This is a genomic window from Phycicoccus sonneratiae (assembly GCF_016887965.1).
GTDB classification, from domain to species: Bacteria; Actinomycetota; Actinomycetes; order Actinomycetales; family Dermatophilaceae; genus Phycicoccus; species Phycicoccus sonneratiae.
On record NZ_JAFDVD010000016.1, the window covers coordinates 68789 to 84041 of the forward strand.

A 15253-nucleotide genomic window follows, 5' to 3' on the forward strand; every position below is an offset into this window, starting at 1 on the left:
GGCGCCGCGGGCCGGGCGACGTACCCTGCTGCTGGGTCCGAGCCGGCCCGGAGACAGGGATGACGACACTTCAGACACGCGCGCGAAGCGAGGAGGAGCGCCGCCGCAGCGTGCCCGCACTCACCCGGGCGGCCGCGGCCGGCGCACTCATCCAGCGCCTCGAGCCGCCGCTCGGCCGGCCCGCGCACATCGCGGAGGCCCGGTTCTCCGGCACCGGGCTCGCCCTCGGGGGCGTCTTCCTCGCGGCCTCGCTGCTCCCCTCCCTGCTGCCCCGCCCGTCGGTCGTCCAGGGGGTCATCTCGGGCGTCAGCCTCGTCGCGGGCTACGGGGTCGGGGCCGGCCTCGGCTCGCTGTGCCGGTACCTCGGCATCCCGGCGCCGCGGGCGCGGGTCCGCGAGGTGCTCGTCGGCGTCTCGGTCGCGGTCTGCGTCGGCATGCTCGTGCTGTCGATGTGGAAGCAGGTCGGCTGGCAGAACGACATCCGCCTGCTCTACGGGATGCCGCCCATCGGTCCGGACGGCTGGCCGCTCGTCGCGGCGGTCACCCTCCTCGTCGCCGCCCTCCTGCTCCTCCTCGGCCGCAGCCTCGGTGCGGCGGTCCGGGCGCTCAGCCGGGGGCTGGTCCGGCTCATGCCGCGACGGCTCGCCAACCTCCTCGGGGCACTCGTCGTCGTCCTCACGGTGTGGGCGGTTTTCAGCGGCGTGCTCGTCACGGGATTCTTCGCCGGGGCCAACGCCCTCTTCGCGCCCTCGGACCAGGTGATCTCCTCCGGCACCCGGCAGCCGACCTCGCCGCTGCGCTCGGCCGGGCCCGGTTCGCGGGTGCGCTGGACCGACCTCGGCGCCGAGGGCCGCGGCTTCGTCTCCGGGGGGCCGACCGTGGAGAGCATCGACGCCGTCACCGGCGGCGGCGCGAAGCTGCCGGTGCGCGTCTACGTCGGGCTGCGCAGCGCCGACACCATCCGGAAGCGGGCGGCCCTCGTCCTCGAGGAGCTCAAGCGCACCGGGGCCTTCGACCGCAAGGTCCTCGTCCTCGCGACGACCACCGGCACCGGCTACCTCGACCGCAACGGCACCGACCCCCTCGAGTTCCTGTGGAACGGCGACACCGCGATCGCCGGCGTGCAGTACTCGTACCTGCCGAGCTGGATCTCCCTGCTCGCCGACCAGGACGCCGCCCGGCAGACCTCGCAGGCGGTCTTCGACGCCGTCCACGGCTACTGGTCGACGCTGCCGGAGGCCTCGCGCCCACGCCTGTACCTCTACGGCCTCTCGCTCGGGTCGTACGGGGTCGAGAGCATCCTCGGGTCGATCAACCTCATCAACGAGCCGATCGACGGCGCCCTGCTCGTCGGGCCGCCGTTCGTCAGCCCGGTGCACGCCCGGCTCACCGCCGACCGCGACCCCGGCAGCCCGGCCTGGCTCCCGGTCTACGGCGAGGGCCGGACGGTGCGCTTCGCCTCCGAGGACGACGGGTTCGCCCGAACGCCCGGGCCGTGGGGCCCCACCCGGGTCGCGTACCTGCAGCACGCGTCCGACCCGGTCGTCTTCTTCGACAGCGACCTCGCCTTCGCCCCGCCGCAGTGGCTGCGCGACGGCCAGCGCGGCCCGGACGTCTCGCCGCGGATGGGCTGGTTCCCCGTCGTGACGATGGTGCAGGTCCTGCTCGACCTGCCCGGCTCGGGCAGCGTCCCGATGGGCTACGGGCACCTGTACTCGGCGCCGGCGAACGTCCGGGCCTGGGTCGGGGTGACCGAGCCCCCGGGCTGGGACGAGGCGTCGCTGCGGCACCTCGGCGATGTGCTCTCGAAGCGCCCGCACCCCTACGGCTGACGCGGCTCAGGGGCGGGCGGCGAGGAAGCGGCCGGCGACCTCGACGAGCCGGTCGTTGGCCTCGGTCTCGGCGATCGTGGCGCGGACCCCGTCGGTGCCGTACGGCCGGACGGTGAGGCCCTCGGCCTCGCACGCCGCGGCGAAGGCGGCCGTGTCGTCACCGAGGCCGAACCACACGAAGTTCGCCTGCTGGTCGGGCACGTCCCAGCCCTGCTCGCGCAGCGCCGCGACGACCCGCTCGCGCTCGGCGACGAGCTCCTTGACCCGGACGTCGAGCTCGTCGGCGGCGTCGAGCGAGGCGATGGCCGCCGCCTGGGCGAGCGAGTTGACGCCGAACGGCAGGGCGGAGGTGCGCAGCGCCGCGGCGACCGGCTCGTGGGCGACGGCGTACCCGACGCGCAGGCCGGCGAGGCCGTAGGCCTTGGAGAAGGTGCGCAGGACGACGACGTTGGGGCGGGCCTCGTGGACGGCGAGGGCGTCCGGCGCGTCGGGGGCGTCGACGAACTCGAGGTAGGCCTCGTCGAGCACGACGACGACGTCGGACGGCACGCGGTCGAGGAAGGCGTCGAGCTCGGCGGCACCGACGGTCGTCCCGGTGGGGTTGTTCGGGGTGCAGACGAGGACGAGCCGGGTGCGCTCGGTGACGGCCGCGGCCATCGCGTCGAGGTCGTGGCGGGCACCGGGGGCGAGCGGCACCTGGACGGGCACCGCGCCGGCGAGCGTCGTGAGGATGGGGTAGGCCTCGAAGGAGCGCCAGGCGAAGACCACCTCGTCGCCGTCGTCGCAGGTGGCACGGATCAGCTGGTCGAGGACACCGACCGACCCCGGCCCGGTGCTGATGCGGGCCGCCGGCACCCCGAGCCGGGCGGCGAGGGCCTCGGTGAGCGCCGTGACGGCCATGTCCGGGTAGCGGTTGACCGACCCCGCGGCGTCGCGGACCACGTCGAGCACCGACGGCAGCGGCGGGAAGGGGTTCTCGTTGCTGCTGATCTTGTACGCCGTGAGGCCATCGCGCACGGCCGCGGGACGCCCCGGGGTGTACTCGGGCAGGGCGCCGAGCGCGGACCGCAGCCGCACCGGGGTCGGGCGCGCGGCGGCGTCGGCGAGGTCGTCGGTCATGGCCCCACTGTAGGTCCGGGGTCCGTGGGAGTCGTGTCGGTCTAGCGTGGCGGCATGGCCCCCGCGAGCACCCCGACCCACCGCCTGTCCGACGGCACCGACGCGCCCCTCGTCGGGTTCGGCACCTACCCGCTGCGCGGCGAGGAGGGCATCGCCGCGATGGTCTCGGCGCTCGAGGCCGGGTACCGGTACCTCGACACGGCGGTCAACTACGAGAACGAGGAGGAGGTCGGTGAGGCCCTGCGCCGCAGCGGCGTCCCGCGCGAGGAGGTGCGCGTCGCGACGAAGGTCCCGGGCCGCTTCCACGCCCGCGACCTCGCCCTGCAGTCGCTGCACGACTCCGCCGGGCGCCTCGGCCTCGAGCAGCTCGACGTCGCGCTCATCCACTGGCCGAACCCGAGCCGCGACCTCTACCCGCAGGCGTGGCAGGCGCTCGTCGAGGCGCAGCAGGAGGGCCTCGTCAGGACGATCGGCGTCAGCAACTTCACCGAGGCGCACCTGGCGCGCATCGTCGAGGAGAGCGGCGTGACGCCGGCACTCAACCAGCTCGAGCTGCACCCGCTCTTCCCGCAGGAGCAGATGCGCGCCGTCCACGAGCGGCTGGGCATCCTCACCCAGGCGTGGAGCCCGCTCGGGAAGCGGCAGGCGCCGTTCGCGGCCGACCCGGTGGCCGCGGCCGCCGAGGCCCACGGGGTCTCGCCGGGCCAGGTCATCCTCCGGTGGCACGTGCAGCTCGGGTCGATGCCGCTGCCGAAGTCGGCGACCCCGTCGCGCCAGCGCGAGAACCTCGACGTGACGGGCTTCGCGCTGACCGACGACGAGGTCACGGCGATCACCGGTCTGGCGCGTCCGGACGGCCGGCTCTTCGGCGGCGACCCCGACACCCACGAGGAGATGTAGCGGCCCGCGTCCAGCCGGGCCCCAGCGGGACCTGTCATGATCGGGCCGTGACGAACTTCCTCATCCGGGTCGGCATCAACGCCGTGGCGCTCTGGGTCGCCGCGCTCGTGGTCTCGGGGGTCAACCTCGCCGAGGACCAGGTCTCGCTGGGCCGCAAGGTCCTCACCATCGTGCTCGTGGCGCTCGTCTTCGGGCTCGTCAACGCGGTCATCAAGCCGATCGCGAAGTTCTTCTCGTTCCCGTTCGTCATCCTCACGCTCGGGCTGTTCACGTTCGTCGTCAACGCGTTCATGCTCCAGATCACCGAGTGGATCAGCGACGCCGTCGGCCTGTCGTTCACCATCGACCACTTCTTCTGGGACGCCATCCTCGCGGCGATCGTCATCACCCTCGTCTCCTGGGTGCTCAGCGTCGTCCTTCCCGAGGACGACTGACCCCCGCCGCTAGGGTCGGGGCCATGCGCGTCCTCGTCTCCGGCGGTGCCGGCTACATCGGGTCCCACACGGTCGTCCAGCTCGTCGCGGCGGGCCACGACGTCGTCGTCGTCGACTCCTTCGCCAACGCCAAGCCCACCGTCGTCGGCCGCATCGAGGCGCTCACCGGGCAGCCGCTCGACGTCCGCTCCTTCGACCTCACCGACCACGACAAGACCGAGCACCTCTTCGCCCACGAGCCGTTCGACGCGGTCATCCACTTCGCGGGGTTCAAGGCCGTCGGCGAGAGCGTCGAGAAGCCGCTCGAGTACTACGAGAACAACATCGGCTCGACCTTCTCCCTCGTGCGGGCGATGCGCCGGCACGGGGTGCGCCGGCTGGTGTTCTCCTCCTCGGCGACGGTCTACGGCTCGGACGCGCCGGTGCCGATGCACGAGGACCTGCCCACCTCGGCGACCAACCCCTACGGCTGGACGAAGGTGATGCAGGAGCAGATCCTGCGCGACGTCGCCGTCTCCGACCCCTCGTGGCGGATCGCCCTGCTGCGGTACTTCAACCCGGTCGGCGCGCACCCGTCGGGGAGCATCGGCGAGGACCCGTCCGACGTGCCGAACAACCTCATGCCGTACATCGCCCAGGTCGCGGTGGGCCGGCGCGACCGGCTGCGCGTGTTCGGTGACGACTACCCGACCCCCGACGGCACCGGCGTCCGCGACTACATCCACGTCGACGACCTCGCCGCCGGGCACGTCGCCGCCCTCGTGCGACTCGGGGCCACCGACGACGCCGTCTCGACGTGGAACCTCGGCACCGGGCACGGCACCTCGGTGCTCGAGCTGTTGCACGCCTTCGAGCGGGCCTGCGGGCACGAGCTGCCGTACGAGGTCGTCGCCCGGCGCCCCGGCGACGTCGCCGCCTCCTACGCCGACCCCGCGCGGGCCGAGGCCGAGCTCGGCTGGCGGGCCACCCGCACCGTCGACGACATGTGCGCCGACACCTGGCGCTGGCAGTCGAAGAACCCGCACGGGTACCCCGACGCCTGAGCGCCGGCCGGGTCAGGCGTGGTCGGGGGCGGCCGGGAGCTTCTGGTTGATGCGCAGGAGGTTGCCGGCCGGGTCGCGGAACGCGCAGTCGCGCACCCCGTAGAACTGGTCCATCGGCTCCTGGAGCACCTCGGCGCCCGAGGCCCGGACGTGCTCGAACACCGCGTCGACGTCGGCGCAGGTGAGGACGACCGGCGTCAGCAGGCCCTTCGCGAGGAGGGTGTCGATGGCCTCCCGGTCCTCCGCGCTCGTGTGCGGCCCGCCACCGACCGACTGGATGGTCATCGTCAGGTCGGGCTGCGCGGGCGGGGTGAGGTTGAGCCACCGGAACTCGCCCTGCGCGTAGTCGCTGACGACCGTGAAGCCGAGGACGTCGCGGTAGAACGTCAGGGCGGCCTCGTGGTCGTCGACGACGAGGAAGACGTTGGCGACGGCGAGCGTCGAGGTGGCGGTGGTCGTGCCGGTCGTGTCCATGCGCCGAGGCTAGGCCCGGGCGCCCTCGGCCCGCTTCTCCGAACCTGACCGGTCCCGGCGCGGACGCTCGGCCTCCTTCGCGACGCACGACGGGATGGCCGCCGCCCCCTCGTGCGAGGCCGCCCGGAACTCGCTCGGCGTCACGCCCATCAGCTCGGTGAACCGGCTGCTGAACGACCCGAGCGAGGTGCACCCGACGGCCATGCACGCGTCGGTGACCGACACGTCGCCGTGGCGCAGGAGCGAGGCCGCCCGCTCGATCCGCCGCGTCATGAGGTGCTGGTACGGGGTCTCGCCGTAGGCCTCGCGGAACATCCGGTGGAAGTGCCCCGGCGACATCAGCGCCTCGGCGGCGAGCGAGGGCACGTCGAGCGGCTCGGCGTAGTCGCGGTCCATCCGGTCGCGGGCCCGGCGGAGCCGGACGAGGTCCTCGCGCTGCACCTCGCCACTGTGCCACGGCTGTGCGGCGGGTGAGGTGAGCCTGCGTGGTCCGCGTCACACGGGATCGGGTTCCGGGCCGTCTACGACACCCTGTAGTTTGTACTACGTCACGTCGTACTACAACGCCGTCCCCAGGAGCAAGGCATGGGATCTTCGCTCGACGTCGCCCGGTGGCAGTTCGCCATCACGACCGTCTACCACTTCCTCTTCGTCCCCGTGACGATCGGGATGTCCGCCGTCGTCGCGTACTTCCACACCCAGTGGGTACGCACGCACCGTCCGGAGTACTACCGGCTCACGAAGTTCTTCGGGAAGCTCTTCCTCATCAACTTCGCGCTCGGTCTCGTCACCGGCATCGTCCAGGAGTTCCAGTTCGGCATGAACTGGTCGGACTACTCGCGCTTCGTCGGGGACATCTTCGGTGCCCCTCTCGCCTTCGAGGCGCTGCTCGCGTTCTTCCTCGAGTCCACATTCCTCGGCGTCTGGATCTTCGGCTGGGGACGCATCCCCGAGAAGCTCCACGCGAGCACGATGTGGCTCACCCACATCGGCACCGTGCTCTCCGCGTACTTCATCCTCGCGGCGAACTCGTTCATGCAGAACCCGGTCGGCTACGAGTACAACCCGACCACCGGCCGCGCCGAGATGTCCGACTTCCTCGCCGTGCTGACCAACAAGGTCCAGCTCGTCACCTTCCCGCACGTCGTCCTCTCGGCCTACATGGTCGGCGGCGCCGTGATCATGGGCGTGGCGCTCTGGCTGCTCCGTCGTGACGCCGCCACCGACGACGCCCCGGTGTACCGCAAGGCGGTCCGGGTCGGCGCCGTCGTCTCCCTCGTCGCCTCGCTCGGCGTCATCGTCTCCGGCGACGTCCAGGGCAAGATCATGACCGAGGTCCAGCCCATGAAGATGGCTGCGGCAGAGGCGCTCTACGACACCACGAGCAACGCCCCGTTCTCGGTCCTCTCCGTCGGGCCGCTCGACGGGTCGAGGGCCAGCCGGCTCATCGAGGTGCCCGGTCTCCTCTCGTTCCTCGGCACGGGTGACTTCAACGGCACCGTCGAGGGCATCAACGACCTCAAGGTCAGCGAGCGCGACGCCGCGCAGCAGGTGGCGAAGCAGTACGGCCCGGAGGTCGCGGCCCTCGTCACCGACGACGACTACACGCCGATCGTCCCGGTCGCCTACTGGACCTTCCGCCTGATGATGGGCGCCGGCTTCCTGACGATGCTCTTCGCCGCCATGGCACTCTGGGCCACCCGCAAGAACGGTGTGCCCCAGGCGAAGTGGTGGACGGCAATCGCGGTGCTCACGCCGCTGCTCCCGATCTTCGCGAACAGCTTCGGCTGGATCTTCACCGAGATGGGCCGCCAGCCCTGGCTCGTCTACGGCCTCATGACGACGGCCACCGGGGTCTCGCCCTCGGTGAGCGTCGGTGAGGTGTGGGTGTCGATGGTCGTCTACACGCTCCTCTACGCCGCCCTCGCCGTCGTCGAGGTCAAGCTCTTCCTCACCTACGTCCGCCGTGGCGCCGAGCCCTTCGAGGACCCGGCCGCGCACGTGGACGCCGACGAGGACCGCCCCCTCCAGTTCGCCTACTGACCCCCAGGACAACGACAATGGATGCTCTTCAGCTCGTCTGGTTCGGACTCATCGGCCTGCTCTGGGCCGGGTACCTCGTCCTCGAGGGCTTCGACTTCGGTGTCGGCGCCCTGCTCCCCTCCCTCGGCAAGGGCCAGGATGCCGAGGACACCGAGAAGCGCCGCCGCGTCATGCTCACGACCATCGGCCCTCACTGGGACGGCAACGAGGTCTGGCTGCTCACGGCCGGCGGCGCCACCTTCGCCGCCTTCCCGGAGTGGTACGCGACGATGTTCTCCGCGTTCTACCTGCCGCTGCTCCTCGTGCTCGTCGCGCTCATCGTGCGCAACATGGGCTTCGAGTACCGCGGCAAGCGCGACGACGTCACGTGGCGCAAGCGCTGGGACCTCGCGATCATCGGCGGCTCGGTCGCCGCGCCGCTGCTCGTCGGCGTCGCCCTGACCAACGTCGTCCGCGGTGTCCCGCTCGACGGCAACAGCGAGTACGCGGGGAACCTCTTCACCCTGCTCAACCCGCTGAGCCTGCTCGGTGGCCTCACCGTGCTCGCGCTCTCGCTCACCCACGGCGCGTACTTCATCGCGCTCAAGACGAGCGGGCAGATCCGGGAGGACGCCCGGCGGATGGGCACGACGCTCGGCCTGGCCACCGCCGGCCTCGCCGTCGTGACGCTGTTGTGGCTCAACCTCTCCACGGGCTCCCTGTGGTCGTGGGTCACCACGGTCGTCGCGGCCGGGGCGCTGCTCGCGGCCATCTGGATGAACACGCAGGGCCGTGAGGGCTGGGCGTTCGTCGGCACGGCGGTCACCGCCGCCATGGCCGTCGCGACGTACTTCCTCGCCCTCTACCCGGACGTCATGCCGACGACGCTCGACGGTGGCCGCTCGCTGACCATCGAGAACGCCTCGAGCAGCCCGATGACGCTGACGATCATGACGTGGGCCGCCGTGGTCTTCACGCCGATCGTCCTGCTCTACACCGCGTACACCTACTACACCTTCCGCAAGCGGATCGGGACGCAGCACATCCCGGCCCCGGTCGCGGTGTCCTGACGCGGAGCCCGTCCCGGCGATGAGGCCCTTCGACCCCCGCGTCCTCGCGGTCGCCCCCGCGGCCCGCCGACCCGTCGCCGTCCTGGCGGCGGTCGGCGTGGCCCAGGGGGCGGCCACGATCGGGACGGCCTTCGCCCTCGCGGCGCTCGTCGTCGCGGTCGTCGAGGGCGGGGGGCTCGGGGGGCCCGTCGCGTGGCTCACCGGCCTGCTCGTCGTGCGGGCCGGTCTCGGCTGGACGTCGGAGAGGGTCGCCGCCTGGGCCGGGGTCGAGGTCACCGCCGCCCTGCGCACCGTGCTCCTCCGCCGGTGGCTCGAGGTCCCCGCCGAGCAGCGCCCCGACCCCGACCGCGGCGCGACCCTCTCGGCCCAGGGCGTCGCGGCCGTCGAGCCGTACGCCGCGCGCTTCCTCCCGGCGCTCGTCGCCGGCGCCGTCGTCCCCGTCCTCGCGGTCGCGGCGCTCGTGTGGGTCGACTGGCTCAGCGCCCTGGTCGTCGTGCTCACCCTCCCCCTGCTCCCCCTCTTCGCGGCGCTCATCGGCGCCGCCACCCGCGACGAGACCGAGAGGCGCTGGGAGGCGCTCTCGTCGCTCGCCGGCCACTTCGTCGACGTGATGCGCGGCCTGCCGACCCTCGTCGGCTACGGGCGGGCCGAGCGCCAGGTCGAGGTGATCGCCGAGGTGAGCCGCCGGCACCGGCGCGCGACGATGCGCACCCTGCGCCTCGCCTTCATGAGCTCGGCGGCCCTCGAGCTGCTCGCGTCGATCTCCGTGGCCATCGTCGCCGTCACCGTCGGGCTCCGGCTCACCCACGGCACGGTCGACCTGCGGACCGGCCTGCTCGCCATCCTCCTCGCCCCCGAGGCCTACTGGCCGATCCGCCGGGTCGGCGCCGAGTTCCACAACGCCGCGGACGGCGCCGAAGCCGTCGCCGCGGTGCTCGCCGACGTGACGACGGACCCTGATTCCCCTGTCCGGGGCCCGTCGTCGCCCGACGAGCTCGGCGTCACCGCGCGCGGTCTCGGCTACCGCCACCCCGGGACGGACGCGCCGGTGCTGCACGAGGTCGACCTCGAGGCCGGGCCGGGGCTCACCGTCGTCACCGGACCGTCCGGGGTCGGCAAGTCGACCCTCCTCGAGGTGCTCGCCGGGCTGCGCACGCCGACGACGGGCGAGGTCTCGGCCGGCCGCGTCCACCTCGTCACCCAGCGGCCGTTCCTGCCCGCCGGGACGCTGCGCGACGCCCTGCGCCTCGGCACCGACGCCCCCGACCCGGCCCTCTGGGAGGCGCTGCGCCGCGTCGGGCTCGAGGGGTTCGTCGCCGGCCTGCCGGAGGCCCTGGCGACCCGCCTCGGTGACGACGGCGTCGGCCTCTCCGCCGGCCAGCGGGCCCGGGTCGCGCTGGCCCGCGCCACCCTCTCCACCGCGCCGGTGCTCCTCGTCGACGAGCCGACCGCGCACCTCGACGCCGCCTCCTCCGCCCTCGTCGGCGACCTGCTGCGCGAGCTCGCCGACCGGCGCACGGTGCTCGCCGTCACCCACCGGCCCGAGCTGGTGCGGGTCGCCGACCAGCACGTCGTCCTCACCCGCGCCGGGGCGGAGGTGCACCGATGAGCGCCGGCCCCGTCGTCCGCCCGACCCGCGCCACCGTGCTCGGCGGGCTGCTCGGCGGCGCCGCAACGTCGGCGGGCATCGCGCTCACCGCGACCTCGGGCTGGCTCATCGTCCGGGCCAGCGAGCGCCCGGTCATCCTCACCCTCCTCGCCGCGATCGTCGCCGTCCGGGCCTTCGGGATGGCCCGCCCGTTCTTCCGTTACCTCGAGCGGGTCGTCTCCCACGACGCCGCCCTCGCCGACCTCGCCGACCGGCGCAGCAGCGTCTACGCGGCGCTCGTGCCCCTGACCCCGGCGCGGCTCGGCCGCCGCTCGCGCTCGCAGGTGCTCACCGGCGTCGTCGACGACCTCACCGACGTCGTCGAGGCCCAGGTGCGGGTCACCGTCCCGGTGTTGTCGAGCGCCGTCGCCGGGGTGCTGGCCGCGGGCCTCGCGGCGTGGTTCGCGCCGGCCGTCGGGCTCGTCGTCACCGGGCTGCTCCTCGTCCTGGCGCTCGGGTGCGTGCTCGCGTGGCGGGTCGAGTCCCGCTCCCGCGACGAGCTGCTCGCGGCGCGCGCCGAGACCGCCCGCATCGGCGACCTCGTCGCCCGGCAGGCCGGCGAGCTGCGGGCCATCGGCGCCCAGGACGTCGCGCTCGGCTGGCTCGAGGAGGCCCACGACGCCCTGCGTCGCGCGGTGCGGCGGCAGAGCCGGGGCCGTGCGGGCGTCGCGGCGCTCGTCCTCCTCGGGACGGCGGCGGCGACGGTGGCGGCGGCGTGGCTCGTCGACCCCGCCGCCGTCGGCGCCCCGGTGGCCGCGCTGCTCGTCCTCGTCCCCGTGGCGGTCGGCGAGGCGCTCGCCCCGCTCGTCGACACGATGCGCGCCCTCGCCCGGGCCCAGGGCAGCAGCGCCCGGCTCGACGCCCTCCTCGACCAGCGGCCGGCGGTCCACGACCCGGAGCACCCGGCGGCCGCTGCCGTCGACCGGCCCGGTGACGGGCCGCGGGTCCGGCTCGAGGGCGCGAGCGCCTCGTGGACCGGCGGTGCCGACCAGCTGGCCCCCACCGACCTCGACCTCGTCCCCGGGCGGCACGTCGCCGTCGTCGGCCCCAACGGCTCCGGCAAGTCCACCCTGCTCGCCGTGCTGGCCCGCACCCTCGACGTCAGCCGCGGCCGGCACACGGTCGACGGCACCGACGTCCGCGACCGCACCCTCGCCGGCGTGCGGGCCGACGTCGCGGTCGTCGACGACGAGCCGCACGTGTTCGCCACGACGCTCGCCGAGAACCTCCGGCTGGCCCGCCCCGGCGCCGACGACGACGCGGTCCGCGCCGCGCTCGGGCTCGCCGGGCTCGGCGGCTGGCTCGAGGGCCTGCCCGACGGCCTCGGCACCCGCCTCGGCACCGGCGGCCGCGGCCTCTCCGGCGGCGAGCGGACGCGGCTCGGGGTCGCCCGGGCGGTCCTCGCCGACCGGCCCGTCGTCCTCCTCGACGAACCCGCCGCGCACCTCGACCACCCGACGGCCACCGCCGTGCTCGATGATGTCCTCGACGCGACCCGCGACCGATCGGTCGTCCTCGTGTCGCACCGCGCGGAGGCCATCGACCGACTCGACGCCGTCCTCGACCTCGGTGACCGCCCCGCGTCGCCCCTCACGAAGGAGTAGCCATGCCGCACTCGACCTCAGCCCCTCGCCTCGGCGACCTGGAGCGTGTCGTCATGGACCGGCTCTGGGCGGCCGGCGCCACGGAGGGCGCGACCGTCCGCGAGGTGCACGAGGCGCTCGAGCAGGACCGCGACATCGCGTACACGACCGTGATGACGGTCCTCGACCGGCTCGCGAAGAAGGAGCTCGTCACCCGCGAGCGCGAGGGCCGGGCCTGGCGCTACTTCCCCGCCGACACCCGCGAGGCGATGACCGCGCAGACGATGCGCCGCACGATGGACGACATGGACGTCACCGACCGGCGGGCCGCGCTGCTGCACTTCCTCGACGGCGCGAGCTCGGCGGAGATCGACGACCTCAAGGCGGCCCTGGCCGAGGTCGAGGCCCGGGCCGGCTCCGGCGAGGAGACCGCGCGCCGGCTCCGCGACCGGCTGCGCCGCTGAACGCCTGCTGACGGGTGACGGCGGGCCTGTCACCATGGTCGCGTGGTCCCGCTCGCCCTCGCCGGGCTGGCCGTCCTCCTCGTCTGGGTGACGCCCGGCCTGCTCGCCCGCCAGCCGCGCTTCCGGCACGCGCCGCGGGCCGCGCTCGTCGCGTGGCAGTCGGTCTCGCTCGGCGGGATCCTCGCGGCGCTCTTCGTCGCGCCGGCAGCCGTGCTCGTCCTCGCCGGCCGTGACGGCATCGCCCGCCACCCGTGGTTGACGGCGCTCGGCGCCCTCGTCAGCGGTGCGGTCCTCGTGCGCGTCCTCGTCTCGGGCCACCTCGTCGGCACCCGCGTGCGGGCCGCCCGGGCACGCCACCGCGACCTGGTCGACATCGTCGCCGAGCACGAGCGCGACGGCCTCCGTGTCCTCCAGCACCCGACGGCGACGGCCTACTGCATCCCCGGGCGCAGCGCTCGGGTCGTGCTGTCGCAGGGGGTCCTCGACACGCTGCCGCGTCCCGAGCTCGCGGCCGTCCTCGCCCACGAGAAGGCCCACCTGCGGGCGCGCCACGACCTGCTGCTCGAGTTCTTCACCGTGCTCCACGAGTCGGTGCCGTCCACCTTCCGCTCCCGCCGCGCGCTGGCCGAGGTGCGGCTGCTCGTCGAGGCGCTCGCCGACCGCGCGGCCGTCCGGGCGAGCGGTGAGGTGGCCACGGCCCGGGCCCTCCTGGCCATCGCCGAGAGCCGGTCGCCGGACGCGGCGATGGGCGCCGGTACCTCGGCGCCGGTCCGGATGCAGCTGCTGGCCGCCGGGCCACGTCCCGAGCTGGCCGTCCTCGCCTACGGCATCGCGCTCGCGGCGCTGCTCGCGCCGCTCGGGCTGCTGTCGCTGGTGCTCGGGTGAGCGGCGACCTGCGCGCGCGGCTGTCCGACGCCCTGCGCCCCGCGATGCGGGCCCGCGACGCCGCCGCGGTCTCGGCGCTGCGCTCGGCCCTCGGGGCGGTCGCCAACGCCGAGGCGGTGCCGGTGTCGGACGCGCCGTCGGCGGGGGCCCTCGAGGAGGCGCGGGTCGGGGTCGGGGCCGCCGACGCGCCGCGGCGCGAGCTGACCGAGGACGACGTGCGCCGTGTCGTGCACGCCGAGGTGGCCGAGCGCGAGGGCGCGGCGGAGGTGCTGGCGGGCCACGCCCGGCACGACGAGGCCGCCCGGCTGCGGGCCGAGGCGGCGGTGCTGCGCGCCCACCTCGACGCCTGACGCTCCGGCGCGCGCCCGGGTCAGGCCCAGCTGGGCGGGGGTGGCGGCGGAGGAGGCGTGTCGCCCCGGGGCGGCTCGGCGGCCGGGGGTGCGGCCGGCGGCGGCGGCGCGGACTGAGGCGGCGCCGACGGGGGCGGCGGCGGGGCGGAGGGCGCGGCCTCCGGAGCCGGCGGGGGCGGTGGCGCGGCGGGGGCAGCGGGTGCGCCGGCGGCCCCGGGCGGCGGGGGCGGTGCGCCGTAGGCCGGCTGCGGCGGGGTCAGGGTGAGCGGCCCGAGCCGTCCCGAGGACTCGAGGTCGCGCAGCGTGGCCATCACCCGTTCGCGGTCGGCGTCGGCCACCGGGCGCCCCGTGGCGTCCATCCAGGCGATGACCCCGAGGTCGCGCAGGGCGCGGTCGCCGCCCATGCCGGGGACGTTGACCCCCGCGTTCGACATCGCCACGTCGGCCTTGGCCGCGAGGTCGCTCGCGGCCGCCTTGGCCCGCTCGAAGAAGCTCATCCGGGTCCTCCCTGACTCGACCCTCTGCTGTGCTCGGAACCATAGCCCCGACCCCCTCGTCTCTTCTAGCGTTGTGCCCGACGGGAGAACGCTCCCGACCGACGCGGAAGGCTGCACCGATGACGATCCACGGCTCGCTGTTCAACGACTTCAGGGAGAAGGAGACCGGCGACCCGTTCTCGCTCCAGAACAAGAAGATGCTCAAGGTCGAGATGCAGTACGGCCCGGTGCAGGCGAAGACCGGCTCGATGGTGGCCTACCAGGGCGACGTGCGCTTCGCGAACAAGGGCTCGGGCGGCATGGGCAAGATGTTCAAGGCCGCGGTCACCGGCGAGGGCGTCAAGATGATGGAGTGCTCCGGAAGCGGCGAGCTCTTCCTCGCCGACCTCGCCTCCGAGGTGCAGGTCATGTATCTCGAGAACGACGCGATCTCGGTGAACGGCAACAACGTCCTCGCCTTCTCGAGCTCGATCCAGTGGGACATCCACCGCATCCAGGCCCGCGGCGCGGCGATGACCGGCGGCCTCTACAACGTCTCGCTGCGCGGCACCGGCTACGTCGCCGTGACGACCAAGGGCGACCCCATCGCCCTCGACGTCGCCTCGGCCCCGACCTTCGCCGACGCCCAGGCTGTCGTGCTCTGGACCTCCGGGGTCTCGATGGACGTGCGCGTCGACACCGGCGGCTTCGGGTCGATGATCCGCGGCGGCACCGGCGAGCTGCTCCAGATGGCCTTCGGCGGCCAGGGCTACGTCCTCGTCCAGCCGAGCGAGTCGGTGACCGAGGGCGGCCACCAGGGCGGCGGCAACCAGCAGGGCGGGATGCTCGGCCAGTTCCTCAGCTGATCCCCCCGCGCCCCCACTTTCCCTCCGGCTGCCGGAACCTTCGGTGACCTGCCGGTTGCTTCCGGTAGGTCACCGAAGGTTCCGACA

General features: G+C 74.0%; 16 protein-coding genes. 12 read left to right on the forward strand and 4 right to left on the reverse strand.

From position 1 onward, the window contains the following. Nucleotides 1-110 precede the first annotated feature (110 nt). Nucleotides 111-1832 (forward strand): alpha/beta hydrolase, encoded by a 1722-nt coding sequence (locus JQN70_RS14695; RefSeq protein ID WP_204132109.1) that lies wholly within the window; start codon nt 111-113, stop codon nt 1830-1832. Between the two features lie 6 nt (nt 1833-1838). Here JQN70_RS14695 and hisC read toward each other — a convergent pair whose 3' ends face one another. After that, the gene (gene hisC / locus JQN70_RS14700) at nt 1839-2951 is read right to left on the reverse strand and encodes a histidinol-phosphate transaminase (RefSeq protein ID WP_204132110.1); all 1113 of its coding nucleotides are present in this window, start codon (nt 2949-2951) and stop codon (nt 1839-1841) included. A 54-nt stretch (nt 2952-3005) separates the two neighbouring features. Here hisC and JQN70_RS14705 point away from each other — a divergent pair, with 54 nt between their 5' ends. The 3 genes from JQN70_RS14705 to galE are packed head-to-tail and all read left to right on the forward strand — an operon-like array spanning nt 3006 to nt 5328. Continuing rightward, nucleotides 3006-3851, forward strand: coding sequence for an aldo/keto reductase (locus JQN70_RS14705; protein WP_204132111.1), 846 nt, complete (start codon nt 3006-3008; stop codon nt 3849-3851). Nucleotides 3852-3898: 47 nt separating this feature from the next. Then, a complete protein-coding gene (locus JQN70_RS14710; protein WP_204132112.1) occupies nt 3899-4285 on the forward strand; it encodes a phage holin family protein in 387 nt (128 codons plus the stop codon). Between the two features lie 23 nt (nt 4286-4308). Further along, on the forward strand, nt 4309-5328 hold the full coding sequence (galE, locus tag JQN70_RS14715) for a UDP-glucose 4-epimerase GalE (RefSeq protein WP_204132113.1): 1020 nt from the start codon (nt 4309-4311) through the stop codon (nt 5326-5328). Between the two features lie 12 nt (nt 5329-5340). On the opposite strand, the gene JQN70_RS14720 is transcribed toward galE, so the two are convergent. After that, nucleotides 5341-5802, reverse strand: coding sequence for a VOC family protein (locus JQN70_RS14720; protein WP_204132114.1), 462 nt, complete (start codon nt 5800-5802; stop codon nt 5341-5343). A 9-nt stretch (nt 5803-5811) separates the two neighbouring features. Further along, on the reverse strand, nt 5812-6198 hold the full coding sequence (locus JQN70_RS14725; RefSeq protein ID WP_204132215.1) for a helix-turn-helix transcriptional regulator: 387 nt from the start codon (nt 6196-6198) through the stop codon (nt 5812-5814). 189 nt (nt 6199-6387) lie between these two features. Between JQN70_RS14725 and JQN70_RS14730 the strand changes: the two genes are divergently transcribed. Genes JQN70_RS14730 through JQN70_RS14760 form a run of 7 tightly spaced genes read left to right on the forward strand, consistent with a single transcriptional unit; the run spans nt 6388 to nt 13824 of the window. Further along, nucleotides 6388-7845, forward strand: a complete 1458-nt coding sequence (locus tag JQN70_RS14730; RefSeq protein WP_204132115.1) for a cytochrome ubiquinol oxidase subunit I — start codon at nt 6388-6390, stop codon at nt 7843-7845. A 17-nt stretch (nt 7846-7862) separates the two neighbouring features. Beyond that, complete coding sequence (gene cydB, locus JQN70_RS14735) at nt 7863-8894, forward strand: cytochrome d ubiquinol oxidase subunit II (protein WP_204132116.1); 1032 nt, start codon at nt 7863-7865, stop codon at nt 8892-8894. Between the two features lie 19 nt (nt 8895-8913). Then, nucleotides 8914-10503: a thiol reductant ABC exporter subunit CydD gene (gene cydD, locus JQN70_RS14740; protein ID WP_204132117.1), complete on the forward strand. Its 1590-nt coding sequence runs from the start codon at nt 8914-8916 to the stop codon at nt 10501-10503. Further along, nucleotides 10500-12146: a thiol reductant ABC exporter subunit CydC gene (gene cydC / locus JQN70_RS14745; RefSeq protein ID WP_204132118.1), complete on the forward strand. Its 1647-nt coding sequence runs from the start codon at nt 10500-10502 to the stop codon at nt 12144-12146. The genes cydD and cydC overlap by 4 nt, the downstream gene beginning before the upstream one ends. 2 nt (nt 12147-12148) lie before the next feature. Beyond that, nucleotides 12149-12589: a BlaI/MecI/CopY family transcriptional regulator gene (locus JQN70_RS14750; RefSeq protein ID WP_204132119.1), complete on the forward strand. Its 441-nt coding sequence runs from the start codon at nt 12149-12151 to the stop codon at nt 12587-12589. Nucleotides 12590-12631: 42 nt separating this feature from the next. Then, nucleotides 12632-13474, forward strand: a complete 843-nt coding sequence (locus JQN70_RS14755) for a M56 family metallopeptidase (RefSeq protein ID WP_204132120.1) — start codon at nt 12632-12634, stop codon at nt 13472-13474. Further along, entirely contained in the window at nt 13471-13824 is a 354-nt protein-coding gene (locus tag JQN70_RS14760; RefSeq protein WP_204132121.1) for a GatB/YqeY domain-containing protein, read from the forward strand. Before JQN70_RS14755 ends, JQN70_RS14760 begins: the two co-directional genes overlap by 4 nt. A gap of 20 nt (nt 13825-13844) precedes the next feature. Here the strand turns inward: JQN70_RS14760 and JQN70_RS14765 are convergent, their stop codons facing one another. After that, nucleotides 13845-14321: a hypothetical protein gene (locus JQN70_RS14765; RefSeq protein WP_204132122.1), complete on the reverse strand. Its 477-nt coding sequence runs from the start codon at nt 14319-14321 to the stop codon at nt 13845-13847. 119 nt (nt 14322-14440) lie between these two features. Between JQN70_RS14765 and JQN70_RS14770 the strand changes: the two genes are divergently transcribed. Then, nucleotides 14441-15166: an AIM24 family protein gene (locus tag JQN70_RS14770; protein ID WP_204132123.1), complete on the forward strand. Its 726-nt coding sequence runs from the start codon at nt 14441-14443 to the stop codon at nt 15164-15166. Nucleotides 15167-15253 lie beyond the last annotated feature (87 nt).

What these genes read in the sequence shown, in the direction of transcription:
- hisC (WP_204132110.1), bottom strand. Translation starts at nt 2,951, where the DNA reads ATGACCGACGACCTCGCCGACGCCGCCGCGCGCCCGACCCCGGTGCGG.
- JQN70_RS14705 (WP_204132111.1), top strand. Translation starts at nt 3,006, where the DNA reads ATGGCCCCCGCGAGCACCCCGACCCACCGCCTGTCCGACGGCACCGAC.
- galE (WP_204132113.1), top strand. Translation starts at nt 4,309, where the DNA reads ATGCGCGTCCTCGTCTCCGGCGGTGCCGGCTACATCGGGTCCCACACG.
- JQN70_RS14720 (WP_204132114.1), bottom strand. Translation starts at nt 5,802, where the DNA reads ATGGACACGACCGGCACGACCACCGCCACCTCGACGCTCGCCGTCGCC.
- JQN70_RS14725 (WP_204132215.1), bottom strand. Translation starts at nt 6,198, where the DNA reads ATGGACCGCGACTACGCCGAGCCGCTCGACGTGCCCTCGCTCGCCGCC.
- JQN70_RS14730 (WP_204132115.1), top strand. Translation starts at nt 6,388, where the DNA reads ATGGGATCTTCGCTCGACGTCGCCCGGTGGCAGTTCGCCATCACGACC.
- cydB (WP_204132116.1), top strand. Translation starts at nt 7,863, where the DNA reads ATGGATGCTCTTCAGCTCGTCTGGTTCGGACTCATCGGCCTGCTCTGG.
- cydD (WP_204132117.1), top strand. Translation starts at nt 8,914, where the DNA reads ATGAGGCCCTTCGACCCCCGCGTCCTCGCGGTCGCCCCCGCGGCCCGC.
- cydC (WP_204132118.1), top strand. Translation starts at nt 10,500, where the DNA reads ATGAGCGCCGGCCCCGTCGTCCGCCCGACCCGCGCCACCGTGCTCGGC.
- JQN70_RS14750 (WP_204132119.1), top strand. Translation starts at nt 12,149, where the DNA reads ATGCCGCACTCGACCTCAGCCCCTCGCCTCGGCGACCTGGAGCGTGTC.
- JQN70_RS14765 (WP_204132122.1), bottom strand. Translation starts at nt 14,321, where the DNA reads ATGAGCTTCTTCGAGCGGGCCAAGGCGGCCGCGAGCGACCTCGCGGCC.
- JQN70_RS14770 (WP_204132123.1), top strand. Translation starts at nt 14,441, where the DNA reads ATGACGATCCACGGCTCGCTGTTCAACGACTTCAGGGAGAAGGAGACC.